Source organism: Mycolicibacterium novocastrense (assembly GCF_001570485.1).
GTDB classification, from domain to species: domain Bacteria; phylum Actinomycetota; class Actinomycetes; order Mycobacteriales; family Mycobacteriaceae; genus Mycobacterium; species Mycobacterium novocastrense.
Map to the genome: position 1 here is coordinate 327,529 of NZ_BCTA01000026.1, position 24,286 is coordinate 351,814.

At 67.8% G+C, this 24,286-nt stretch carries 24 protein-coding genes; 10 read left to right on the forward strand and 14 right to left on the reverse strand.

Features of this window, described 5'->3' with window-relative positions:
• The first annotated feature begins 5 nt into the window (after positions 1 to 5).
• Entirely contained in the window at positions 6 to 1,286 is a 1,281-nt protein-coding gene (locus tag RMCN_RS10005) for an aspartate aminotransferase type Ic (protein ID WP_067388714.1), read from the forward strand.
• Between the two features lie 61 nt (positions 1,287 to 1,347).
• On the opposite strand, the gene RMCN_RS10010 is transcribed toward RMCN_RS10005, so the two are convergent.
• Complete coding sequence (locus RMCN_RS10010; RefSeq protein ID WP_067388716.1) at positions 1,348 to 2,217, reverse strand: type IV toxin-antitoxin system AbiEi family antitoxin; 870 nt, start codon at positions 2,215 to 2,217, stop codon at positions 1,348 to 1,350.
• Between the two features lie 179 nt (positions 2,218 to 2,396).
• On the opposite strand from RMCN_RS10010, the gene RMCN_RS10015 reads away from it, so the two are divergent.
• Entirely contained in the window at positions 2,397 to 4,292 is a 1,896-nt protein-coding gene (locus RMCN_RS10015; RefSeq protein ID WP_067388847.1) for a DNA polymerase III subunits gamma/tau, read from the forward strand.
• 14 nt (positions 4,293 to 4,306) lie between these two features.
• Here the strand turns inward: RMCN_RS10015 and RMCN_RS10020 are convergent, their stop codons facing one another.
• The gene (locus RMCN_RS10020; RefSeq protein WP_067388719.1) at positions 4,307 to 5,620 is read right to left on the reverse strand and encodes a class I SAM-dependent methyltransferase; all 1,314 of its coding nucleotides are present in this window, start codon (positions 5,618 to 5,620) and stop codon (positions 4,307 to 4,309) included.
• Entirely contained in the window at positions 5,617 to 7,017 is a 1,401-nt protein-coding gene (locus RMCN_RS10025) for an FAD-binding oxidoreductase (RefSeq protein WP_067388721.1), read from the reverse strand. Before RMCN_RS10025 ends, RMCN_RS10020 begins: the two co-directional genes overlap by 4 nt.
• A gap of 68 nt (positions 7,018 to 7,085) precedes the next feature.
• Between RMCN_RS10025 and RMCN_RS10030 the strand changes: the two genes are divergently transcribed.
• Positions 7,086 to 7,523 carry an SRPBCC family protein gene (locus RMCN_RS10030; RefSeq protein WP_064416029.1) on the forward strand — a complete coding sequence of 146 codons (438 nt, stop codon included), beginning with the start codon at positions 7,086 to 7,088 and terminating at the stop codon, positions 7,521 to 7,523.
• 56 nt (positions 7,524 to 7,579) lie between these two features.
• Here the strand turns inward: RMCN_RS10030 and RMCN_RS10035 are convergent, their stop codons facing one another.
• A complete protein-coding gene (locus RMCN_RS10035; protein ID WP_064416136.1) occupies positions 7,580 to 8,353 on the reverse strand; it encodes an Rv3717 family N-acetylmuramoyl-L-alanine amidase in 774 nt (257 codons plus the stop codon).
• Positions 8,354 to 8,464: 111 nt separating this feature from the next.
• On the opposite strand from RMCN_RS10035, the gene RMCN_RS10040 reads away from it, so the two are divergent.
• From RMCN_RS10040 to RMCN_RS10050, 3 genes are read left to right on the forward strand one after another with little or no spacing between them, the layout of a single operon-like run.
• Positions 8,465 to 8,797, forward strand: a complete 333-nt coding sequence (locus RMCN_RS10040; RefSeq protein ID WP_064347748.1) for a YbaB/EbfC family nucleoid-associated protein — start codon at positions 8,465 to 8,467, stop codon at positions 8,795 to 8,797.
• A complete protein-coding gene (gene recR, locus RMCN_RS10045; protein ID WP_064416028.1) occupies positions 8,798 to 9,409 on the forward strand; it encodes a recombination mediator RecR in 612 nt (203 codons plus the stop codon). It abuts the gene before it with no gap.
• A 16-nt stretch (positions 9,410 to 9,425) separates the two neighbouring features.
• On the forward strand, positions 9,426 to 9,818 hold the full coding sequence (locus RMCN_RS10050) for a hypothetical protein (RefSeq protein ID WP_067388723.1): 393 nt from the start codon (positions 9,426 to 9,428) through the stop codon (positions 9,816 to 9,818).
• 19 nt (positions 9,819 to 9,837) lie between these two features.
• Here the strand turns inward: RMCN_RS10050 and RMCN_RS10055 are convergent, their stop codons facing one another.
• Together RMCN_RS10055 and RMCN_RS10060 are read right to left on the reverse strand one after the other, a co-directional pair.
• Positions 9,838 to 10,554 carry a type 1 glutamine amidotransferase gene (locus RMCN_RS10055; protein WP_067388724.1) on the reverse strand — a complete coding sequence of 239 codons (717 nt, stop codon included), beginning with the start codon at positions 10,552 to 10,554 and terminating at the stop codon, positions 9,838 to 9,840.
• On the reverse strand, positions 10,547 to 11,782 hold the full coding sequence (locus RMCN_RS10060; RefSeq protein WP_067388726.1) for a Mur ligase family protein: 1,236 nt from the start codon (positions 11,780 to 11,782) through the stop codon (positions 10,547 to 10,549). The genes RMCN_RS10055 and RMCN_RS10060 overlap by 8 nt, the downstream gene beginning before the upstream one ends.
• 92 nt (positions 11,783 to 11,874) lie before the next feature.
• Between RMCN_RS10060 and RMCN_RS10065 the strand changes: the two genes are divergently transcribed.
• Both RMCN_RS10065 and RMCN_RS10070 read left to right on the forward strand, forming a co-directional pair.
• On the forward strand, positions 11,875 to 12,906 hold the full coding sequence (locus RMCN_RS10065) for a DEDDh family exonuclease (protein ID WP_064416024.1): 1,032 nt from the start codon (positions 11,875 to 11,877) through the stop codon (positions 12,904 to 12,906).
• Complete coding sequence (locus RMCN_RS10070; protein ID WP_064416023.1) at positions 12,907 to 13,212, forward strand: hypothetical protein; 306 nt, start codon at positions 12,907 to 12,909, stop codon at positions 13,210 to 13,212.
• Between the two features lie 3 nt (positions 13,213 to 13,215).
• Here the strand turns inward: RMCN_RS10070 and leuA are convergent, their stop codons facing one another.
• The 8 genes from leuA to RMCN_RS10110 form a co-directional block, all read right to left on the reverse strand.
• Entirely contained in the window at positions 13,216 to 15,075 is a 1,860-nt protein-coding gene (gene leuA / locus RMCN_RS10075) for a 2-isopropylmalate synthase (protein ID WP_234787628.1), read from the reverse strand.
• 126 nt (positions 15,076 to 15,201) lie between these two features.
• A complete protein-coding gene (locus tag RMCN_RS10080; RefSeq protein WP_067388730.1) occupies positions 15,202 to 15,849 on the reverse strand; it encodes a helix-turn-helix domain-containing protein in 648 nt (215 codons plus the stop codon).
• Between the two features lie 15 nt (positions 15,850 to 15,864).
• Positions 15,865 to 17,058: an NAD(P)/FAD-dependent oxidoreductase gene (locus RMCN_RS10085; RefSeq protein ID WP_067388732.1), complete on the reverse strand. Its 1,194-nt coding sequence runs from the start codon at positions 17,056 to 17,058 to the stop codon at positions 15,865 to 15,867.
• Complete coding sequence (locus RMCN_RS10090; RefSeq protein ID WP_067388734.1) at positions 17,055 to 18,362, reverse strand: FMN-binding glutamate synthase family protein; 1,308 nt, start codon at positions 18,360 to 18,362, stop codon at positions 17,055 to 17,057. The genes RMCN_RS10085 and RMCN_RS10090 overlap by 4 nt, the downstream gene beginning before the upstream one ends.
• Positions 18,362 to 19,075, reverse strand: coding sequence for a GltB/FmdC/FwdC-like GXGXG domain-containing protein (locus tag RMCN_RS10095; protein ID WP_067388735.1), 714 nt, complete (start codon positions 19,073 to 19,075; stop codon positions 18,362 to 18,364). The genes RMCN_RS10090 and RMCN_RS10095 overlap by 1 nt, the downstream gene beginning before the upstream one ends.
• A complete protein-coding gene (locus tag RMCN_RS10100; RefSeq protein ID WP_067388737.1) occupies positions 19,063 to 19,935 on the reverse strand; it encodes a class II glutamine amidotransferase domain-containing protein in 873 nt (290 codons plus the stop codon). The genes RMCN_RS10095 and RMCN_RS10100 overlap by 13 nt, the downstream gene beginning before the upstream one ends.
• Positions 19,936 to 19,949: 14 nt before the next feature.
• Entirely contained in the window at positions 19,950 to 21,263 is a 1,314-nt protein-coding gene (glnT, locus tag RMCN_RS10105) for a type III glutamate--ammonia ligase (RefSeq protein WP_067388739.1), read from the reverse strand.
• 106 nt (positions 21,264 to 21,369) lie between these two features.
• Positions 21,370 to 22,620 carry an ammonium transporter gene (locus tag RMCN_RS10110; RefSeq protein ID WP_064403551.1) on the reverse strand — a complete coding sequence of 417 codons (1,251 nt, stop codon included), beginning with the start codon at positions 22,618 to 22,620 and terminating at the stop codon, positions 21,370 to 21,372.
• A gap of 135 nt (positions 22,621 to 22,755) precedes the next feature.
• Here RMCN_RS10110 and RMCN_RS10115 point away from each other — a divergent pair, with 135 nt between their 5' ends.
• Together RMCN_RS10115 and RMCN_RS10120 are read left to right on the forward strand one after the other, a co-directional pair.
• Entirely contained in the window at positions 22,756 to 23,205 is a 450-nt protein-coding gene (locus RMCN_RS10115; RefSeq protein ID WP_067388741.1) for a hypothetical protein, read from the forward strand.
• A 21-nt stretch (positions 23,206 to 23,226) separates the two neighbouring features.
• The gene (locus RMCN_RS10120; RefSeq protein WP_067388849.1) at positions 23,227 to 24,210 is read left to right on the forward strand and encodes a bile salt hydrolase; all 984 of its coding nucleotides are present in this window, start codon (positions 23,227 to 23,229) and stop codon (positions 24,208 to 24,210) included.
• Positions 24,211 to 24,286 lie beyond the last annotated feature (76 nt).

The window sequence follows — 24,286 nt, forward strand, 5'->3', positions numbered from 1 at the left end:
GTTCGGTGTCATTTCTGTCGCTCGGCCGGGACGAACTCGCCGCAGAACATGAGCAGCAGAAGCGCAACTACGCCGAACTGCAGGCCAAGGGGCTCAAGCTCGACCTGACCCGCGGTAAGCCGTCCGCGGCGCAGCTGGACCTGTCCAACAAGCTGCTCCAATTGCCCGGTCCCGACGACTTCCGTGACGGCGACGGCACCGACGTCCGCAACTACGGCGGCGTGCACGGGCTACCCGAGCTGCGCGCGATCTTCGGGGAACTGCTCGGCATCCCGGTGCAGAACCTGATCGCGGGCAACAACGCCAGCCTCGAGTTGATGCACGACGTCGTCGTGTTCTCGATGCTGCACGGCGGCCCCGACTCGGCGCGGCCGTGGGCTCAGGAGCCCGCACTGAAGTTCCTGTGTCCGGCCCCCGGCTACGACCGGCATTTCGCGATCACCGAGAGCCTGGGCATCGAGATGATCACCGTGCCGATGCTCGAGGACGGTCCCGACGTCGACCTCATCGAGGAACTCGTGGCCACCGATCCCGCCATCAAGGGGATGTGGTGCGTGCCGGTGTACTCCAATCCGACCGGCGTGACGTTCTCCTGGGAGACGGTGCGCCGGCTGGTTCAGATGCGAACGGCGGCAAACGATTTCCGGTTGATGTGGGACAACGCCTACGCGGTGCACACCTTGACCCACGACTTCGTCCGCAACGTCGACGTGCTCGGGTTGGCCGAGGCCGCGGGCAACGGCAACCGCCCCCTGGTTTTCGCGTCCACGTCGAAGATCACCTTCGCCGGCGCCGGGGTCAGCTTCCTGGGGGCCTCGCTGGGCAACATCACCTGGTACCTGCAGCATGCGGGCAAGAAGTCGATCGGCCCGGACAAGGTCAACCAGCTGCGCCATCTGCGCTTCTTCCGCGACGCCGACGGCGTGCGTCTGCAGATGCAGCGTCACCAGCAGCTGCTCGCACCTAAGTTCGCCGCGGTGTTGGAGATTCTCTCCGAGCGGCTCGGCGATTCGAAGATCGCATCGTGGACCGAACCCAAGGGCGGATACTTCATCAGCCTCGACGTCCTGCCCGGCACGGCCAAGCGCACCGTGGCGCTCGCCAAGGATGCGGGCATCGCGGTGACGGAAGCGGGCGCGACGTTCCCGTATCGAAAAGACCCGGAAGACAAGAACATCCGCATCGCCCCGACGATGCCCCCCGAGCCCGAGCTGCGGGCCGCGATCGACGGTCTGGCCACCTGCGCACTGCTCTCGGCGGCCGAGTCGCTGCTGAAGGGCTCTTAGTCGGCCTTCGTGGCCCGTTTGTGCATCTGACGACGATTTTGGCGGAAAAGCGTCGCCAGATTCACAATCGAAGCCCGCGTGCGCGCAACGCGCTCTCGACCCTGGCCACATAGGTGGCGCGCCGGTAGCGCAGCAGGTCTCTGCTAACCCGGATGATCACCCAGTCGAGTTCCGACAACGCGAACTGCTTGTCGATGTCGCGCTGCCTCACGCTTGGATCGGTCCAGTGTTGTGGGCCGTCGTATTCGATACCGACCTTGAAGTCCTCATACGCCATGTCGAGACGGGCGAGGAACTGCCTGTACTCGTCGAATACGCGAACCTGCGTCTGCGGCGCCGGAAGCCCCGCGTCGATCAACGCCAGCCGGGCCACCGTCTCCTGCGGGGATTCCGCACCGGCGTCCATCAGCGGAAGCACGCGCCTGAGCCGAGGAATGCCGCGGGCGCCCGCATGCGCGGCGATCACCGCCTCCACGTCGACGTGTTTGAGCCCGGTGGCGTTGGCCAGAGCGTCGAGACGCTGCACTGCGACGGTCCGGTCTTCGAGATGGCGACCGAGGTCGAACGCCGTGCGTGCCGGAGTCGTCACACGCATCGCGGTCATGGTCAGGAGTTCGCTCGGTAGTACGCGTTCTGTCCGGACGACGAGTTTGGTTGGCGCCCTGCGGTTGTCGTGGATGAGTTCAGCGGGCTCCGACCCGTCGATGTACTTGGCGCCCAGTACCGCCGCTGCCGACAGGCCCGCGACGATTCCGCGCCGCTTCGACCACAGCCATGCTGCCTGCGCGCGATCGCGCGCCGATACCGCGGCGTCACGTGGGACGTAGACACCCGGATACATCGGGGCGTACAGGCGGCGCATCGCGCGCTCAGAGATCGCGCCGGTCGACAACGCTTCGCTCCCGACGAACGGCCATGGCAGGTCGGTCATGCTCGTACGGTGCACGCGGGGACCGACGAATCACCGCCGGGGTCGCGAGTCATCCACAGGGTCGCCACCGTTTGTGAACCTGACGACACTCAGAGCGGCCAAACCGTCGTCGGATGCACAATCCAGCGAGACAGGGCTGGCCCGCCCAGCCGTCACACCGCGCCGGTAGCCTGCTGACCGTGGCGCTCTACCGCAAGTACCGGCCCGCGACCTTCGCCGAAGTCGTCGGCCAGGAACATGTCACCGAGCCCCTGTCGACGGCGCTGACGTCGGGCCGGATCAACCACGCGTACCTGTTCTCCGGTCCGCGCGGGTGTGGCAAGACCTCGTCGGCACGCATCCTGGCGCGGTCGCTGAACTGTGCGCAGGGCCCGACGGCCACGCCGTGCGGAGTGTGCGATTCCTGCGTGGCGCTTGCGCCGAACGGGCCCGGCAGCGTCGACGTCGTCGAACTCGACGCCGCCAGCCACGGCGGTGTGGACGACACCCGCGAGTTGCGTGACCGCGCGTTCTACGCCCCTGCGCAGTCGCGGTACCGGATCTTCATCGTCGACGAAGCGCACATGGTCACCACGGCAGGTTTCAACGCGCTGCTGAAGATCGTCGAGGAACCGCCCGAACACCTGATCTTCGTGTTCGCGACCACCGAACCGGAGAAGGTGCTGCCGACCATCCGCTCGCGCACGCACCACTACCCGTTCCGGCTGCTGGCGCCGCGCACCATGCGCACGCTGCTGGAGGGCATCTGCGAGCAGGAGAACGTCACCGTCGACGACGCGGTGTACCCGCTGGTGATCCGCGCCGGCGGCGGGTCGCCCCGCGACACCCTGTCGGTGCTCGACCAGTTGCTCGCCGGCGCCGAGGGCAACCACGTCAACTACACGCGGGCGCTGGCACTGCTGGGTGCGACGGATGTGGCGCTCATCGACGACGCGATCGACGCGCTGGCCGCCGGCGACGGGGCCGCGCTCTTCGGGGTGGTCGAGGCGGTGATCGACGCCGGTCACGACCCGCGCCGGTTCGCCACCGATTTGTTGGAGCGGTTTCGCGACCTCATCATCCTGCAATCGGTGCCCGATGCCGCGGCGCGCGGCGTCGTCGACGGGCCCGAGGACGTGCTTGATCGGATGCGCGAGCAGGCCACGCGCATCGGCACCGCGACGCTGACCCGCTACGCCGAGGTGGTGCACGCCGGACTCGGCGAGATGCGTGGCGCCACAGCGCCCCGGCTGCTGCTGGAAGTGGTGTGCGCGCGGCTGCTGCTGCCGTCGGCCAGTGACACGGAAGCGGCTCTGCTGCAACGGATCGAGCGCATCGAGACGCGCCTGGACATGTCGATTCCGGCCGGTGAGGGCGCAGCGCCTCAGGTGAGCGGGCCGCCGAAGCAGTACGCCCGCAGGAGTAAGACCGAAACGCCGGCGGCCGAGCCGGCGCCCGCGCCGCCGCGCAGCGAGCCGCGGTCCCAACCCCAGCCCGAACCGAAGCCAGAGCCCCAGGCCGAAAGCAAGCCCGTACCCACGCCCCAGCCCACGCCGACAGCAACCGAGAGCAAACCGCCGTCGCCGCCCCCGGTGCGGCCGCCGTCCGATCCGGTGGTCGAGGCGCCGCCCCCTGCCGCGGTGACGGGTGAGCCGAACGCCGCGGCCGTGCGCAGCATGTGGTCGACGGTGCGGGACAAGGTGCGCGAGCGCAGCCGCACCACCGAGGTGATGTTGTCGGGTGCGATCGTGCGCGCGGTCGAGGGCGACACACTGGTGCTCAGCCACGACTCGGCGCCGCTGGCCAAGCGGTTGACCGAACAGCGCAACGCCGACGTCATCCGCGAAGCGTTGAAGGACGCCCTCGGGGTGAACTGGAAGATCCGCTGCGAGGCGGGTCCGGCCGCGGCACCGCCGCCGCCCAAGGAACCGGTTCCGGCCGGATCGCCCCCGCCCCCGCCCCCCCACGACGACGACGAGGAGGCGATGCTGGCCGAAGCCGGCAGCGACACCTCGGACACGCCGCGCCGCGATCCGGAGGAAGCCGCGCTCGAGCTACTGCAGAACGAGTTGGGTGCCCGGCGTATCGACGGCTGAGGCTGCGACGCCCGCTAGGGCGTCCACCACGGCCGCAGCGGCAGACCGCCATCGTAGCCGTCACGATCCAGCTTGACCGCCAGAACCTGGTGCAGCTGAACGACATTCGTCTCGAAGCCGAGGCGCGAGCCGGCCATGTACAGACCCCACACCTTGGCCGTCGCCAGCCCGACCTCGGCGACGGCCTCGTCCCAGTGCTGCACCAGGTTGCGACACCAGTCGCGCAGCGTCAGCGCGTAGTGGTGGCGCAGGTTCTCCTCGTGAACCACCTCCAGGCCGACGTCCTGCGCCTCGGTGATGATGCGACCGGAACCCGTGAGCTCCCCGTCGGGGAAGACGTAGCGGTCGATGAAGCCCCCGGCGGTGGAACCGGTCCGGTTGTCCGGTCGGGTGATGCAGTGGTTGAGCAGCAGTGCGCCGTGACGCATCTTCGACTGGAGGAAATCGAAGTAGGCCGGGTAGTTGTGCACGCCGATGTGCTCGGTCAGCCCGATCGACGACACCGCGTCGAAATCGGACTCGCGCACATCGCGGTAGTCGCCGTGGCGCACCTCGGCGAGATCTCCGAGCCCGTCGCGGGCGATCGCCTCTCGCGCCCAGGACGCCTGCTCCTTCGACAGCGTGACCCCGAGCGCCTTGACGCCGTGCCGCGCGGCGTAGCGCACCATGCCGCCCCACCCGCAGCCCACGTCGAGCAGGCGGTCGCCCAGCTTGAGGCGCAGTTTCTCGAACACCAGCCGGTACTTGTTCTCCTGCGCCTCCTCCAGCGTCGACCCGCTGTGCGGATAGCACGCGCACGTGTAGGTCATCGACGGGCCCAGCACCCACTCGTAGAACGTGTTGGAGACGTCGTAGTGATGGTGAATCGCCTCGGCATCACGAGTCTTGCTGTGGCGCAGTCCTTCCGCGATCCGACGCCACCGCGGCAGCGCCTCCTGCGGGGGCGGCGCGATCGGCTTGAGGTGCTCGATGCCGATGGAGCGCACGATCTGGGCGAGCACCCGCGCGGGCGGACGTTTGAAGTCCATCTTGTCGGCGAGCGCCCTGAGCAACTCGTAGGGATCGCCCGGATGCACGCCGTGCGTCGCCAGATCGCCCGATACGTAAGCACGTGCCAGCCCCAGATCCCCAGGCGCAGTGGCCAGATACGTCGTGCCACGCGGCGTCAGCAGCTCCATGCCGAGCGGGGCGTCTTCGGGTCCGGCTGTACTTCCGTCGTAGGCGCTGAAGCGCAGCGGCAGGTTTCCGCCCGCAAAGATCTCCAAAATCTCGGCCAGCGTGAGCTTTCCCGCCGGCGCCTGGGCCGCGTGTTCCTTGAAAGTCGTCATCGTCTCTGCACCGCCTTCGCATAGAGATCGAGCAGCCGTGAATCTGGATCGTATGCCTTTTTCACTATCTTGTAGGTTTCGCCGCCGTACAGATCGTCGAACTCTTCGCGGCTGTAGTACGAATCCGAGTACAACGACTTGTGACCGTCGAGTTCGCTGACCTTGTGTTCGATCAACGTGTTGGTATGCCCTTCGCTGGGGCCGACCGGTACCGACGACCAGAAGCCGACGTTGACGTAGGTGTGTTTCGGCCGAAGCGGATACAGGGGCCACCCGCCGTCTGCGCCGGCGTCGTCGCGAAGTCGTAACGGGCACAACCAGATCGGCTCGATCGGCACGTTGTCGAGGAACCAGTGCAGGAACTCCGCCAACCGTCCGATCGGCACCTCGACGTCCTGCACGACGCGTTCGCGCGGTGGTCGCCCGTTACGCTGCTCGATCCGATCGGCGATGTCGAACCGCTGGTCGAGCGCGACCAGCTTCCAGTAGAAGCTGGAGCGCCGGTACCGACGGGGCCACCACCGGCGGATCGAAGGATTCTGGACGCCGAACGCCCGTGAGCACCAGAACCAGTCGGTGTCCCACCGCCACAGGTAGTCATGGACCGTCAGCCGGGCGTGCTTCTGGGCGCCGTTGTCCCCGGTGTGCTGAATCGATCGGTAGTAGATGTGTTGGCCGGTGTAATCGCTGACGGGTCCGGGTGTGGTGGTTTTGAATCCGAGTGTCAGATAGGCCTCCTCGGCGGAGAACACCACACCGTCGAGATAGTCGACGGGAGCGCCCTCGTAGCCGCGGGTCTCGACGATGCCGTCCATGGCGGCGACGAGGTCCTCGATGCTGTTGAACCGCAGGTGGCGCAGCGCGACGAACGGCTGCACGGTTTCCAGCTCGATCTTCAGCCGAACCGAATAGCCCAACGTGCCATACGAATTCGGGAACGCCCGGAACAGGTCGGTGTTCTGGTCCCGCGATGCGGTGACGACGTCACCGGTGCCGGTGAGGATGTCCATGTCCAACACCGACTCGTGGGGTAGGCCGTTGCGGAACGACGTGGACTCGATACCGAGCCCGGTGACCGCTCCGCCGAGCGTGATCGTCTTGAGCTGCGGTACCACCAACGGCGCCAAGCCGTATGGCAGCGTCGCGGCGACAAGATCTTCGTAGGTGCACATGCCGGCCACGTCGGCGGTACGCCCCTCGGGGTCCACGGCGATGACACCGGTCAACCCCGAGACGTCCAGGCCCTTCGCGGTGGTTTTGGCCCGTGCGCGGAACAGGTTCGACGTGGGCTTGGCCAGGCGAACGGTGGCATCGGGCGGAATCGCACGATAGCTGCTCAGTAGCCGCTGCACGCCCGCGGCATGAAGAGCACGTGCGTCGGTTCGGGCAACAGACACGGATATACGCTAGTCCGAGGTCGCAGGCGATGCGACCGCATGGAACTTCTACCGAGGAGCGTGCACCGATGGGACAGGTCAGCGCATCGAGCACCGTCTTGATCGACGCTGCGCCGGAGACGGTGTTGTCGGCCATCGCGGACTACGCGAACGTGCGACCGAAGATCCTGTCGCCGCACTACAGCGACTACCGGGTGCTCGAGGGTGGACAGGGCGCGGGCACGGTGGCCACCTGGAAGCTGCAGGCGACCAAGTCGCGGGTCCGCGATGTCAAAGCCGAGATCGACGTGGCCGGTCACACGGTCATCGAAAAGGACGCCAACTCCTCGATGATCACCAACTGGACGGTCGCACCCGCGGGTCCCGGATCGTCGGTGACGGTCAAGACGTCCTGGCAGGGTGCGGGCGGGATCGGCGGCTTCTTCGAGAAGACGTTCGCGCCGCTGGGGCTGCGCAAGATTCAGTCCGAGGTGCTGGAGAACCTCAAGAAGCATCTCGAGGGATGACCTCGCTAAGCGGTTGATCGCAAGCACCTGGTGCATGCGATCAACCCGTTAGAGGGCTACGTCGACCCCAGGAACCCCGCGATGCCGCGCACCACGGCGTCGGCGTACTTCTGCCGCCCTTCCGGCGTCTTCATCAACGCCGAATCGACCGGGTTCTTCATGTTGCCCAGCTCCACCAGGATCGACGGGTACTGGGCGAGGTTCAGGCCCGCGATGTCCGACCGCGGGTTGAGGCCGTTCGAGCCGATGTAGGTCGACGGCACGAAACCGGAGGCCTGCAACTGGTCGCGCATGATCCCCGCGAATCGGGGAGACGGCCCCGCCTGCGCGTCGTTGAGCGGCGGGGACGAGTACAGGACGTGGAAACCGCGCCCGGTCGGCGGGCCGCCGTCGGCGTGGATGCTCACGATCGCGTTGGGTTTGATCGAGTTGGCCAGCGCGGCGCGCTCGTCGACGCACGGGCCCAGACCGGTGTCGTCGCCGCGCGACATGGCGGTGCGCACGCCCAGCGCGTGCAGGGCCTGGCGGACCCGCAGCGTGGTCTCCCAGGCGAACGTGTGCTCGGCGTAACCGTCGTCGGTGGAAGTGCCGCTGGCCTGGCAGTCCTTGGTGCCGCCGCGGCCGGTGGGCACCTGCTTGCTGATCGAGGCGTCGTTGGCGCCGTTGTGTCCCGGGTCGAGGAACACGATCTTGCCCGCGATGTTGGCGGGCGCGGCCTCGGCCTCGAAGGCGGGGTTGACGAGCGTCGATGCGGCGACGAGTAGTCCGGTCGCCACCGCGGCACAGCCGCGCAATGTTCTCGTGGCGCCGACACGCAGGCGGGCAGGCACGGCCGTCACCGTAACCGCAACGACGACTACGCTGAAAGCTCAAACGGCCGCGAGCCGAGGACAGAAACCAAGTCGAGACCGGACCGCAACCAAGACGCAAGGGGACCACTCATGCAACCGCAAGGCCAACCCGATATGTCCGCGCTGCTCGCGCAGGCCCAGCAGGTCCAGCAGCAGCTGATGGAGGCGCAGGAGGCGCTGGCCAACGCCCAGGTGCACGGTCAGGCCGGCGGCGGTCTGGTGCAGGTCACGATGAGGGGCAGCGGCGAGGTGGTGGCCGTGTCGATCGACCCGAAGGTCGTCGATCCCGAGGACATCGAGACCCTGCAGGATCTCGTGGTCGGCGCCATCTCCGACGCCGCCAAACAGGTCACCATCCTCGCCCACGACCGGCTTGGGCCACTCGCGGGCGGCATGGGCAATCTCGGTATCCCGGGAATGTAATTGTTCGAGGGACCCGTCCAGGATCTGATCGACGAGCTCGGCAAGCTGCCCGGCATCGGGCCGAAGAGCGCGCAGCGGATCGCCTTTCACCTGTTGTCGGTGGAGCCGCCCGACATCGACCGGTTGACCGCTGTGCTGAACAAGGTGCGCGACGGGGTGAAGTTCTGCGCGGTGTGCGGCAACGTCTCCGACGACGACCGCTGCCGCATCTGCAGCGATCCCCGGCGCGACGCCGCACTGGTCTGCGTGGTCGAGGAGCCCAAAGACGTGCAGGCCGTCGAGCGCACGCGCGAGTTCCGCGGGCGCTACCACGTGCTGGGCGGGGCCCTGGATCCGCTCTCGGGGGTGGGCCCCGAACAGCTGCGAATCCGCGAGCTGCTCAACAGGATCGGCGAGCGGGTGGACGGGGTGGACGTCACCGAGGTGATCATCGCGACCGACCCCAACACCGAAGGCGAGGCGACGGCGACCTACCTCGTGCGCATGCTGCGCGACATCCCGGGCCTGACGGTCACGCGGATCGCGTCCGGTCTGCCGATGGGTGGTGACCTGGAGTTCGCCGATGAGCTGACGCTCGGCCGCGCACTGGCCGGCCGACGCGCGATGGCATAGCCGAGAAAGGACATCCATGCCCGACGAGTTCAAGGTCGAGGTCGAGCTCGGCAGCGAGCAGCATCTCTCGTTCTGGGAGAAGCTGCGCACCCTCGACCTGGACAACGACGCGCGCGAGCGGCTCGGATCGCGGGTGACGGTGACCCGCGACGGCGACCGCATCCAGCTGTACATGGCCACCTTGGCCGACGCGCAGGAGGCCGAGCGCACGGTTCGCACGTTGGTGGCCGACGACGGCGTCGACGCGCAGTTCACGGTCAGCCGGTGGGACGCCGCGAGCCAGGAGTGGGTGGACCCGGTCAGCGGTGAAGAGGTGCCCGACGATGCGCCGGAGGTGCCGACTCCGGATCCGCGATACGTGATCCTCGAGGCGTACAAGCCGGAGTTCCTGCGCGACCTCGGCCTGTAACTTTCGCGAGGAAGTTGTCTCAGACGCGTCGGGGCGCGGCCAGGCGTTCGCGTCGCAACTGCTCCACCTCGTCGAGGTGCAGTGGCGGCAGGTCACCCACGACCCGGCTCAACAGGTGGTCGGCCAGCTCCGGATTGCGGGCCAGGCACGGTCCGTGCAGATAGGTGGCGATGACGCCGCCCTGCACCGCCCCGTCGAAACCGTCGCCGTCGCGATTCCCCGCACCCTTGATCACCTTGGCGAGGGGCCGCGCGTCTGCGCCGAGAACGGTCCCGCCGCGGTGGTTTTCGAATCCCGTCAGCCGCTGCGATAGGCCGGTAAGCAGCGGCTGGGACACCACCTCGCCGATCGTGCGCTTGTCCTGCGGTGAGGTTGTGACATCGAGTAGGCCCACGCCGTCCACGCGTTCGCCCGACGAAGTCTCGTACCAGTGCCCCAGCACCTGGATGGCCGCGCAGATCGCCAGCACCGGCGCTCCCCGCGCCGCCGCCTGCTGTAAACCGGGATACCGCAGCAGGTGCTTGGTGGCCAGGCGCTGTGCATAGTCCTCGGCGCCCCCGAGCGTGTACAGGTCGAGCCCGGAAGGCACCGGGTCGTCCAACGTGATCTCCACGATCTCGGCGTCGAAACCCCGCAGCCGCAGGCGTTGTCGCAGCACGACGGAATTGCCCCCGTCACCGTAGGTTCCCATCACGTCGGGCAGCACCAACCCGATGCGTACCGCCGACTCAGGCATCGGGAAGCCGCCTGTTCAGCTGCAGGAACGCGGTGTAGTTGGCGATCACCTCGACGTGCCCGGGCGGACATGACGCGATCGCGGCGAGCGTGTCGTGCACCAGCGTGTGCTCCACGCCCGCGTAGCCCAACCGCACCGCAAGATCGGTGCCGCGCTCACCGGCGGCCACCACGTGGGTGTCCTCGAAGTGCTCGAACCGGACGTCCCACAACCAGGACAGGTCTTCACCGTCGGGTACCTGGCCGTTGACCGAGATCACCACGCCCGCACCGTGTTTGTCGACCATCGACAACGCTTCCTGCCAGCCCGCCGGGTTCTTCGCCAGCAGCACCCGCGCGGTGTGCTCGCCGAGGCGCACGGTGCGGTAGCGCCCGGCGACCTCGTCGACACCCGACACCGCGGCCACCGCCGCCGCCGGGTCGGCGCCCATCGCGACCGCCGCCGCCACGGCCTGCGCGGCGTTGCCGCGGTTGACCGCACCGGGCAGCGACAGCGTCATCGGTAGCGAAAACCCGTCCGGCCCATAGATATTGGCGTCGTCGAACCACCAGTGCGGGCTGGGGCGCTTGAAATCGGTTCCGGTGGAACGCCAGTCGCGGCTGTTGCCGCCGTCGCGCAGGATGATCTCCCCGGATCGCGGACAGCTCACCGAGTCGTTGGCCCAGCTGCCGCCCGCGGCCACCCACACCACATTGGGGCTGTCGTATGCGGCCGAGGTCATCAGCACGTCGTCACAGTTGGCGACCACGACGGCCGACGGATGACGAGCCAGTCCGGCGCGCAGGGTGCGCTCGATGTGGTTGATCTCGCCGACGCGGTCCAGCTGATCGCGGGACAGGTTCAGCAGCACGATCACCGCCGGTTCTACCGCTTCGGCCACATGTGGGACGTGCATCTCGTCGACCTCGAGGGCGGCCAGGGGCGCCTGCCGCGCACCGGCCAGCGCGGCCACCAGCCCGGCGTCCATGTTCGCGCCGGTGTCGTTGGTGGCGACCGGTCCGATCGTGCGCAGCGCCGCCGCGATCATCCTGGTCGTCGTCGACTTGCCGTTGGTCCCGGTGACCACCACGGTGTCACGGCCCGCGCCGAGCTGGCGCAGCAGGGACTTGTCGAGCGCCAGCGCGACCAGCCCGCCGATCATCGCCCCCGCACCGCGCCCGGTGACCCGCGACGCCCAGCGGGCGCCCGCACCGGCCGCGAGGGCGAGCCGTCCACGTGTCGTGACCACCCCGGCAGTTTAGGTAGCCGACACGCTGGCAGGCGATTCGGCGAGGTCCCGGCTTTGTCACACCACCGTGCGATCCTGACGAAGTGGGCCCAATGGACGCCGGAGGTCACCGGCCGAGCGGCTCTGACGCCGAGAATCGGCCCCGCTGGGGCCGGCCGGCCGAGCATGCCGGAGAAGGCTGGGCGGTCGTCGACGTGGAGACCTCGGGCTTCCGGCCGGGCCAGGCCCGCATCGTCAGCATCGCCGCGCTTGCCCTCGGCGACGACGGCAACGTCGAACAGAGCCTGTACACGCTGCTGAACCCCGGCGTCGATCCCGGCCCGACGCATGTGCACGGTCTGACCGCCGACATGTTGGAGGGCCAACCCACCTTCGGCGACATCGTCGACCACCTCGTCGAGTTGCTCGACGGCCGCACGCTGGTCGCGCACAACGTCGGCTTCGATTACTCGTTCCTGGCCGCCGAAACCGAATTGGTCAACCGCGAGCTGCCCACCGACACCGTGATGTGCACCGTCGAACTGGCGCGCAGGCTGGACCTGGGCACCGAGAACCTGCGGCTCGAAACGCTCGCCGCGAACTGGGGCATCAGCCAGATCCGGCCGCACGACGCCCTCGACGACGCGCTGGTGCTCGCCCAGATCCTCAAGCCGGCGCTGGTACGCGCGCGGGAACGCCGGGTCTGGCTCCCCGTGCACCCGGTATCGCGAAGACGCTGGCCCAACGGTGTCGTCACCCACGACGAGCTGCGTCCACTCAAGGCGGTGGCCTCCCGCCTGCCGTGTCCTTACCTCAATCCCGGCCGATACATCAGCGGGCGACCGCTGGTGCAGGGCATGCGGATCGCGCTGTCCGCCGAGGTCGAATGCACCCACGAAGAGCTCATCGAGCGGATCCTGCACGCCGGGCTGGCCTACACCGACACCGTCGACGCCGAGACCTCGCTGGTGCTCTGCAACGACGCCCAGCCGGCCCAGGGCAAGGGCTATCACGCCGGGGAGCTGGGTGTCCCGCTGGTCAGCGACGCGGAGTTCATGCGCGCGATCGACAGCGTCGTCGGCGGTACCGGCGTCGAAGAGTTCACCGACACCACGCTCGCCGGCGACCAGTTCGCACTGTTCTGAATGGCAGACCATCGCATCGTCCTGGTGGACGTCGCCACTGCGTCGGCGCTCGCGCAGGTGCTGCCGGTGCTGCTGCTCACGCTCACCGTCGAGCTGAGGCGGACCCAGCTGCACCGGACCCAGCCGCGACTGCTGCTCGGCGGCTTGTTCGTGATATTCGGTGTCGTCGAGACGGTCCTTGTGATCTCGATCGACGGTTCGCTGATCCCGTTCCAGTGGTTCGATCTGGTGTCCGCGCTGGCGATCCTGGGTCTTCTCGCGGTCATCTTCTGGATGTCGCTCGTCGACTCACCCCGACGCGAGTGAGGGTCAGCGCGACGCCCGGTTGACCGCCGAGACCACCGCGCGCAGTGATGCGGTGGTGATCGACGGTGCGATGCCGACACCCCACACGGTGTTGCCGCCGACCGAGGCCTCGACGTAGGCCGCGGCTTGCGCCTCCTCACCGGCCGACAGCGCGTGCTCGGAGTAGTCGAGAACCGATACGTCGATCCCTATGGCGCCCAACGCATCGACGAACGCGGCGAGCGGGCCGTTGCCGGCGCCGACGATCTCGCGCTCGACACCGTCGACCATCACCACGGCCTCGATGGTGTCGGTGCCGCCGTCCACCTCCGCGGCCGTCACCTTCTGGCGGATGCGTTCAAGGGGACGGATCGGCGCCAGATACTCCTCGGCGAAGACGTCCCACATCTCCTTCGGGGACACCTCGCCGCCCTCGCCGTCGGTGATCTTCTGAATCGCCTGGCTGAACTCGATCTGCAGCCGTCGCGGAAGTGCCAGACCGTGATCGGCCTTCATGATGTAGGCGACGCCGCCCTTGCCGGACTGCGAGTTCACCCGGATGACGGCCTCGTAGGTGCGACCGACATCCTTCGGGTCGATCGGCAGATACGGCACCTGCCAGAGGATGTCGTCGACATCCTGGTCGGCGGCGTCGGCATCCAGCTTCATCTGGTCCAGGCCCTTGTTGATGGCGTCCTGGTGGCTGCCCGAGAAGGCGGTGTAGACCAGATCGCCGCCGTACGGGTGGCGTTCGTGCACCGGCAGCTGATTGCAGTACTCGACGGTGCGACGGATCTCGTCGATGTTCGAGAAGTCGATCTGCGGGTCGACGCCGCGCGAGAACAGGTTCAGTCCCAGCGTCACCAGGCAGACGTTCCCGGTGCGCTCACCATTGCCGAACAGGCAGCCCTCGATCCGGTCGGCACCGGCCTGATAGCCCAATTCGGCTGCGGCGACGGCGGTTCCGCGATCGTTGTGCGGATGCAGGCTCAAGATGATGCTGTCACGAGGGCTCAGGTGCCGGTGCATCCACTCGATCGAGTCGGCGTAGACGTTCGGGGTCGCCATCTCGACGGTCGCGGGCAGGTTGACGATCAGCGGCGCGTCGGGCGTCGGCGCGATGATCTCGGCGACGGCGTTGCACACGTCGACCGCGTACTCCAGTTCGGTGCCCGTGTAGGACTCCGGCGAGTACTCGAACCGCCACTGGGTGCCGGGATACTTCTTGGCCTCCTCCACGCACATCCGCGCGCCGTCGGTGGCGATCGCCTTGACGGCGTCGCGGTCGGCGCGGAACACCACCCGCCGCTGCAGGATCGACGTGGAGTTGTAGAAGTGCACGATCGCGCGCGGCGCGCCTTCACAGGCCTCAAACGTCCGCTCGATCAGTTCCGGGCGGCACTGGGTCAGCACCTGGATGGTGACGTCGTCCGGGATGACGCCTTCGGTGATGATCTCGCGGACGAAGTCGAAGTCGGTCTGGCTGGCCGACGGGAAGCCGACCTCGATCTCCTTGTAGCCCATCCGTACCAGCAGGTCGAACATGCGGCGCTTACGCTGCGGGCTCATCGGGTCGATCAGCGCCTGGTTGCCGTCGCGCAGGTCGACCGCGCACCACATCGGGGCGGAGTCGATGACCCTGTCCGGCCAGGTGCGGTCGGCCAGCGTGATGTTTTCGACCTCGTCGGCGAAGCTGCGGTACCGGTTGACCGGCATCGTCGAACCGCGCTGGGTGTTCCACGCCGGCTGGCCGGGATGGGGCGGACCCGACGGCTTGGTGATCTGACGGACCGACGAGAACGCGTCGGGGGAATCGGGTGATGGTTTCGAGAACGTGGTCACGGTATTGCTCCGGGAGTTTGAAGGGGGACTCGACCGGCGCATCGCGAACACCCGCGACGGGAAGCCGGTCTGATCAGACCCCGTCGCGGCTGCCGAGAAGGAGCACCCGCTGCACGTCGCACACTGTACTCCCGGCCCGGGCACCTCACAAAATGCAGCTCGCGGGCGCTAGACCTGCGAGTCGGGGAACGCGATCACCGACAGGAACCGAATCGGCAATTCGATCAGGTCCACCGGCCCGTGTGCGCCCTCCCCGTCGAACTGCAGCGAGTCACCGGGATGGAGCCGGTACACCGACCGGCTGTGGCTGTAGTCCATGACCCCTTCGAGGACGTAGATGAACTCGGTGCCGGGGTGCTGGAACAGGGGGTAGGTCTGGCTCTTCTCCGACAGCGTGACCTGCAGGCATTCCAGTCGCTTGTGTTCGCCGCGCAGCGAGCCGAGCAGCTGGTACTCGTGACCCTCGCGGGTGCCCTCGCGCACGATGCGCGCACCGGTGCCCGCCTTGACGAAGGCGGCGGGCCGCTCGACGTCGGCGCCGCGGAACAGGCTGGTGACGGGGACGTCGAAGCCCGTCGCCAGCAGCGCGAGCGTGCTCAGGCTGCAGGACGTCTGGGCGTTCTCGATCTTGCTCATCATCGCCTTGGAGATGCCGATCCGCGCGGCCATCTCGGCGACCGTCAAACCCTGCTGCAGGCGGAGCCGCCGGACGTTGCGCCCGATCGCCGCCTCGATCTCGAGCTCGGAGACAGGCGCCTGCGGATCGCGGTCGCGGGCGGTGCCGGATCTGTTGCGGAGCAGCGGTACGTCAGTCATGTCTACTGTCAGGAATCATCGCATCTGGCCCGCGCCCACATACGGATGCGGGCTCGTCAGCAGGTCGCCGTCGACAAAGCGCGACAGCCGGAAGTCGGTCTCGGGGATGCGCGGGTCGCTGCTGCGCCCGTCGACGACCAGGTCGGCGATGAGCCGGCCGACGGCGGGCGCGATCTTGAAGCCGTGTCCGCTGAAGCCGGCCGCCACCAGCACGCCGTCGATTGCGGTGGCGCTGATCACCGGGTTCCAGTCCGGGGTGGCGTCATAACAGCCTGCGTAGCTGCCCGTGATCGCCGCATCGGTGAACCCGGGGAACCGGGTGCCGACCCGTTCGACGGTCAGGTCGACGAACGACTCGGTTGCGCGGTTGGAGTACGCGTCGGGGTCGGCGTTCTCGGGTTCGGACAGGTCGCTGTTGCCGAACAGGATCTCGCCGCCCAGTTCCGGGCGTACGTACTGCAGCGAGACCAGGTCGGAGAACACGGGCACCGGTCCGACATCCACGCCGGGGGAGATCAGCACGATCTGCTCGCGCACCACCCTGATGGGTACGTCGATGCCGTACGGCGCGAGGAACGGTTGCGTCCACACGCCGGTGGCGACGACGACGGTGCGCGCCCAGACCATGTCGCCGTCGGCGGTGCGGACACCGGTGACGCGGTCGCCGTCGAGCACGAGTTCGGTTGCGGCCGTGCCCTGCCGGATCCGCACACCCGCGGCGCGCGCCGAAACCGCGAACGCCTGCGCGGTCTGGTACGCGTCGCCGTAGCCGCCGCGCGGCTCCCATCCGAAGACGGCGAACGGTGACAGGTCGGCCCACGGCCACATCCGCGCGACCTCGTCGACGTCGATCTCCTCGGTCTGCACGCCGACGGACCGTTGTGCGGCAAGGCTTTTACGCAGCGCGTCGACGTCCTGTGGGCCGACGCCGACGACGTAGCCGGTCTGGCGGAAGCCGATGTCGAGCGCCTGGTCCCCCAGAAACTGCTGAGGCTTCTCGAACACCTCCAGCCCGACGGCGGCCATCGCCGCCAGCGAGCTCACCCCGTAATGGCAGCGGACGATGCCACTCGACTTGCCGGTCATGCCCGATGCGACGGTGTTACGTTCCAGCAGAACGACATCGGTGATTCCGCGTTGACTCAGCGCCCATGCCGCGGCGGCGCCCTCGATGCCGCCGCCGATGATCACGACGTCCGCAGTGGTCACGTGCCGGGGATCCAATTCGTGCCCGCGAGCGGGACGCGCGCCATCGCGGCCGCCTCGATCGTGACCGCGACCAGGTCTTCGGGCTCGAGATGACACACGTGGGACTTACCGCAGGCCCGGGCGATGGTCTGGGCCTCCATCGTCAGCACCCGCAGGTAATTGGCCAATCGGCGACCGCCTTCGACCGGATCGAATCGCGCCGCCAACTCCGGGTCCTGCGTGCTGATGCCCGCGGGATCGGTACCGTCCTGGAAGTCGTCGAAGAAACCCGCTGCGCTACCGAGCTTCTCGTACTCGGCGGCGTAGCGAGGATGGTTGTCGCCCAACGCGATCAGCGCCGCCGTGCCGATGGCGACGGCGTCGGCGCCCAGCGCCAGGGCCTTGGCGACGTCGGCGCCCGTGCGGATGCCGCCCGAGACGATCAGTTGCACTCGCCGATGCACGCCGAGTTCCTGCAGCGCGCGCACCGCCTCCGGTACGGCGGCCAGCGTCGGGATGCCGACGTGTTCGATGAACACCTCCTGGGTGGCCGCGGTGCCGCCCTGCATACCGTCGACGACGACCACGTCGGCGCCGGCGTGCACCGCGAGTTTCACGTCGTAGTAGGTGCGAGTGGCGCCGATCTTGACGTAGATCGGCTTCTCCCAGTCGGTGAGCTCACGCAACTCGTTGATCTTGATGGTCAGGTCGTCCGGGCCGGTCCAGTCCGGATGCCTGCACGCCGAACGCTGGTCGATACCCTCGGGCAGCGTGCGCATCGCCGCGACGCGCGGCGAGATCTTGTGCCCCAACAACATTCCGCCACCGCCGGGTTTGGCCCCCTGGCCGAGCACCACCTCGATCGCGTCGGCCTTGCGCAGGTCGTCGGGATTCATCCCGTATCGCGACGGAAGATACTGATAGACCAGGTACTTGCTCTGGCCGCGTTCCTCGGGGGTCATGCCGCCGTCACCGGTGGTCGTCGAGGTGCCGACCTCGCTGGCGCCACGTCCGAGGGCCTCCTTGGCCGGCCCGCTCAACGCGCCGAACGACATTCCTGCGATCGTGACCGGAATATCGAGGTGCAACGGATGTTTGGCGTGGCGGTCGCCGAGAACCACATCGGTGGCGCACCTCTCGCGATATCCCTCCAGTGGATAACGCGACATCGACGCCCCGAGGAAGAGGAGGTCGTCGAAGTGCGGCAGCGGCCGCTTGGCGCCCCAGCCGCGGATGTCGTAGATGCCGGTTTCGGCCGCGCGTTGAATGGCGGCGATGGTGGTGCGGTCGAAGGTTGCGGATTCGCGGAGGGCCCAGGGGTTCATCAGTAGCTCGATGCGTTGTCGATGTGGAAGTGGTAGAGGGACCGCGCCGACCCGTAGCGGGTGTACGCGTGCGTGTCATCGTCGAATCCCGCGGCCGCCAACAGTTCCCGCAGCTCCCGATGGTGTTCGGGCTGCATCGGTTTGGCGATGCAGTCGGCACCCAGCGACGCGACCTCGCCGCGCACGTAGATCCGGGCCTCGTAGATCGAGTCCCCGAGCGCTTCGCCGGTGTTCCCGCGCACGACGAGGCGACCCGCCTGCGCCATGAACGCGCTCATGTGGCCGATGTCCCCGCCCACGACGATGTCCACTCCTTTCATCGAGATGCCGCACCGTGCCGCGGCGTTGCCGTCGATGACCAGCAGGCCGCCGTGGGCCGTCGCACCCGCCGACTGGGACGCGTTGCCCTTGACGCGGACGACGCCGCTCATCATGTTCTCGGCGACGCCGGTGCCCGCATTGCCGTTGATGGTCACCTCGGCCCGCTGGTTCATGCCCGCGGCGTAGTAGCCGACGTGACCGTCGATGGTGACCCGAACGCGCGCGTCGATGCCGACCGCGACGTTGTGTGCGCCTGCGGGATTGGCGATCACGAAGTCACCGGACAGCCCCGGCGCATGCAGGGCCGCGTTGACTTTGCGCAGGGGAGTGGTGGCCAGGTCGTACGCGATGGCCGATGAGGGCTTGCCCGAAGAGCATGTCAGCGTGTCCATGCGTAGACCACCTCCGGTTCGGGCTCGAAGATCTTGGCGGCGCCGACGCCGGGAAGGCCGGCCAGTGCGCGGTATTCGCTCGCCATCGCCACCCAGTCGGCGGTCTCGGCGATGACGGCGGGCTTGCACGCGATCGCATCGCGCACCACCGCAAACGAATCGCGGTTGGACACCAGCAGCGTGTAGAAGCCGTCGAATTTCGCACACAGTTCCTTCAGCGCGGTCTGCACGTCGCAACCCGCCGCGAGCCGGTGCGCGACGAACCGGGCTCCGACCTCGGTGTCGTTCTCACTGTCGAAACGCACTCCGGCAGCGCGCAGTTCGCGGCGGATGGTGGCGTAGTTGGCGAACGACCCGTTGTGTACCAGGCACTGCTCGGGCCCGACCGCGTACGGGTGGCATCCAGCGGGTGTCACGGCCGATTCGGTCGCCATCCGGGTGTGGCCGACGCCCTGCCAGCCCTGCGCCTTGGCCAGGTTCCAGTTCTCGGTCAGCGTTCGTGGGTGACCCACCCCCTTGAGCACCGCGAGGTCGGTGCCGAACCCGGCGACCAGCGCATCGGGGTAGGCGGTCCGCACGGCGTCGTGCAGCGTCTCGGTCGGCACCTTCGCAGTGACCAGGTACGTCGCGTCATACCGCGTCACCGTGACATCGAAACCGATGGCCTCCGCGGTCGGTTCGGTCCCCAGAACGGAGACACAACTCGTGCCGGGCGGCGCCAACGCCGGATCGCCGTAGACCGCGATTCCCGCGGAGTCCGAACCGCGGTCGCCCATTTCGCACAGCATGTCGGTGAGCAGTTCACCCAGCCGGGGATACAGGTCGGGGTTTCGCAGATGCAGGCCCACGATTCCGCACATCGTCAGGCTCCTCCTCAGAACGCGGTCAGGTAGTTGTCGATCTCCCATGTGGTGACCGCGCTGTGGTAGGCGAAGAACTCGTCGCGCTTGAGGTTCGCGAAGTAGGAGGCCACGCCGTCACCGGTGGCGTCCAGCACACCGGCGACGACGGGATCGCTTTCGAGCTCGTCGACCGCGTGCAGCAGTGTGGCGGGCAGCGGTGAACGATGCTGAGCGGCAACGGGTCCGGGGTCGGTGCTGCGCTTGATCCCGTCCAGGCCGGCGCCCAGAGCGGCCGCGATCGCCAGGTACGGGTTGGCCGAGCCGTCGCTGCCCCGCAACTCGATGCGCTGGGCGTCGGGCACCCGGATGTAGTGCGTGCGGTCGTTGCCGCCGTAGCTCGGGGTGTTCGGTGACCAGGAAGCACCCGACGCCGTCGTGGTGGCCCTGGTTCGCTTGTAGGAGTTGACGGTTGGCGCGACGACCGCCTGTAGCGCGCACGCGTGCTCGAGTATCCCGCCGAGGAACGCGTAGGCCGTTTCGGACAGGCCGAGGCCGTGTTCATCGGGTTCGTCGGGTCCAGCCGGAAACACCGGCCGGCCCGCGCTGGTCAGCGACACATGTAGGTGCAGACCGCTGCCCGTGCGGTCGGCGAACGGTTTGGGCATGAAGGTGGCCACCATTCCGCGCTCGGCGGCGATCGTCGAGAGCAGATAGCGCAGCGTCACGACCCGGTCGGCGGTGGTGAGCGCGTCGGCGAACTCGAAGTTCTGCTCGAACTGACCGTTGCCGTCCTCGTGGTCGTTGGCGTAGTTGGACCAGCCCAGCTGGTTCATCGCCCGGGAGATGGCGGTGAGGTGGTCGTACATCCGGGTGACGCCACGCGCGTCGTAACAGGGCTGGGCGGCCGTGTCGGCGGCGTCGGCGGTGCACAGCCCGCCATCGGTGGTGCGGCGCAACAGGAAGTACTCGACTTCGGCGCCCACCCACGGCTCGAATCCGGCGTCGGCGGCCTGCTCGATCAGCGCCTTGAGGATGACGCGCGGCGCGTACGGCCACGGCGCCCCCTCGACGTGCGGGTCGCAGTGCACGATCGCCAGCCCGTCCTTGATGAACGGGATCGGGGTGAACGACTCGACGTCCGGGATCGCCATCATGTCAGGGTCTTTGGGCTCCTGGCCCATCGCTCCGACGGCGTATCCGGCGAACCCGACGCCGTCGGTCGCGAGCAGCTCGACCGCCTCGACGGGAACCAACTTGGCGCACGGCTTGCCGCGCAGGTCGACGAACAGAGCGAGGATGAACGTCGTCCCCGACTCCTCGGCCAGGGTGGCCAGATCTTTGGACATTGCTTTCGAACCTGTCTTCTGTAATGAATCTCTGTGTCGTGGAAGGAAACTCGAAAGGGCCGAAATGGCCGGCGCGGCAACGTACGCCGCGCCGGCCGGGTCCGGGTCAGGCGGGTTGCAGTGCGTACGCCGAGTCGCGGTGGAACTTGGCGTCGATGCCGGTCGCCTCCTCATCGGGCGAGATGCGGATGCCCATCGTCTTCTTGATCGCGAAGGCGATGATGAACGCCACAACGAACGAGTACGCCATGACCGCACCCGCGGCAACCGCCTGCTTCCACAGCTGCTCGATGCCGCCGCCGTAGAACAGGCCATTGGTGGCGCCGGGCATCGCCTCGCTGGCGAAGAAGCCGATCAGCAGCGTTCCGATGAGGCCACCGACGAGGTGCACCCCGACGACGTCGAGGCTGTCGTCGTAGCCGAACCGGTCCTTGAGGCCGACGGCATACACGCAGATCGCGCCCGCGATCGCGCCGACGCAGATGGCGCCGACCGGTGTCACCGAACCGCAGGCGGGGGTGATCGCCACAAGCCCGGTGATCGCACCCGAGGCCGCGCCGACACCGGTGACGTGGCCGGTCTTGATCTTCTCGAAGGTCAGCCAGGCCAGCGTCGCCGCGCACGTCGCGACGAACGTGGTCACCATGACGATCGCCGCCGATGTGCCCGCGGACAGGGCCGAACCGCCGTTGAAGGCATACCAGCCCGCCCACAGCAGGCCCGCGCCGAGCAGGGTCAGCGGCACGTTGTGAGGCTTGCGGCTGCCGAACAGCGCCGAACGGCCCAGCACGATCGCGATGGCCAGCGCCGCTGCGCCGGCGTTGATGTGCACCGCGGTGCCACCGGCGAAGTCCAGGGCACCGAGCTTGTTGGCGATCCAGCCGCCGACCGAACCCTCGGTCACCACGCCGTCGAACGCGAACACCCAGTGCGCGGCGGGGAAGTACACCAGCACGGCCCACAGGCCGGCGAAGACCATCCAGGCGCTGAACTTCATCCGATCCGCCGCCGCACCGGAGATGAGCGCGACGGTGATCGCGGCGAACAGGGCCTGGAACAAAGCGAACAAACTGATCGGCAGGCCGTCGACGGTCGTCATCGCCTCGGTCAGGTCGGTCAACCCGTCGAATTCGGTGAAGCTGCCGATGAATCCGCCGTAGGACGTGCCGAACACCATCGAGAAGCCGAACAGTACCCAGAGGACGCCGACGAGCGCCGCGGCGCCGAACGTCATCATCATCATGTTGGTCGAGCTCTTCACCGACACCATGCCGCCGTAGAAGAGCGCGAGACCCGGGATCATCAGCGTGAGCGCGATGATGCAACACAGCATGAACGCCGTGGTTCCTGTATCCATTAACCATCTCCTGAAAGTGATGCGGCCCGATTCGGGGCCGTTCACTGTCAGTAATCAACGTTTCTGTTACGTGGACCGGCTCGCGAGGTTGCGCGTACGTTACGAATCCGGCGCCTGGCTAGAGTTGCGGCGGTGATGAGTCTTGATCGGCGATGGTGGGTGGCGATCGCCGTCGTGGTGATCGCGATCGTGGCACTGGTCTACAGCCAACTGCAGCAACCGCCTGAAGAATGCCGTCCGGTCCTCGACTTCCTCGAATACAACCAGCAGCAGAACGACTTGATCAGCTCGAAGAGCGAGGGCGCCGAGGGCCCGCCCACCGCGGCCGAGGAGTTGGCCTACCGGGAATGGGCCGACGGCCTCTCCGAGCGCGCGCGCAAGATCGACACCCCCGAGCTGCGGTTCACCGCGGTCGAAGTCGCCGACCTCGCCGGGCTGTTCGTCCAGAAGTTGCCCCAGGCGCGCGCGGAGACGCAGAACAGGGCTCCGGGCGCCCCGGCGCCGGAGATCTACTACGAGATGTCGGCGCTCGACAACCAACTACGGCGCAAGCTCGCCGAGCTGTCCGAGGCCTGCACGAACTGAGCGCCTCATACGATGCGTGTCGTGTGCACCCGCGTCGTCTACCTCGGAACCGATAACCGCAACATCACCGGCCGCTCCATGGACTGGAAGTCGGAGATCCAAACGAATCTGTGGGCGCTGCCGCGCGGCATCCACCGAACCGGTCAGGCCGGCACCGGCTCCGCGGAGTGGACGTCGAAGTACGGCAGCGTGGTCGCGACCGGCTACGACATCAGCACAACCGATGGCGTGAACGAGGCCGGACTCGTGGTCAACCTGCTGTGGCTGGCCGAATCGGTGTATCCCGCCGAAACCGCCGGGGGTCCCGCGGTTTCGCTGGCGCTGTGGGGCCAGTACGTGCTCGACAACTTCGCGACGGTTGGCGAGGCGGTGGCGGCGCTGACCGCCACCCCGCTGCGGGTGGCCACCGCCCAGGTCCCCGGTGAGGAGCGGATGGCGACGCTGCACCTGGCGATGTCGGATGCCGGCGGCGACAGCGCGATCGTCGAGTACATCGACGGTGAGCAGGTCGTTCACCACGGCAGCCAATACCGGGTGATGACGAACTCGCCGACCTTCGACAAGCAGCTGGCGATCAGCGAGTACTGGAAGCAGATCGGCGGCACCGTGATGCTGCCGGGGACCAACCGCGCCGCGGACCGGTTCGTGCGCGCGTCGTTCTACATCGACGCGGTCCCCAAGACCGACGACCCGCTGCTGGCCGCCGCGACGGTGTTCAGCGTCGTGCGCAACGCGTCGGTGCCGTACGGGATCTCCACACCCGACGAGCCGAACATCTCGACCACTCGCTGGCGCACGGTCGTCGACCACAAGGCGCTGCGCTACTTCTTCGAGTCGGCGCTGTCGCCGAACACGTTCTGGGTCGAGCTGAGCAACCTCGACTTCTCGCCGGGCGCCCCGACGCTGCGGCTGCCGCTCGGCGAGGGCGAGAAGACGATCTACGCCGGTGATGCCAGCGCAAGGTTCGAGGAAGCCGACCCGTTCCCGTTCCTCGGAGTTGCCTGATCGTCGCGGGTTCCCGCCGGCCCACCACGGGGGAAAGAAATCGGATGCGCGCAGCCCTTATCCTTGTTGGGATCCT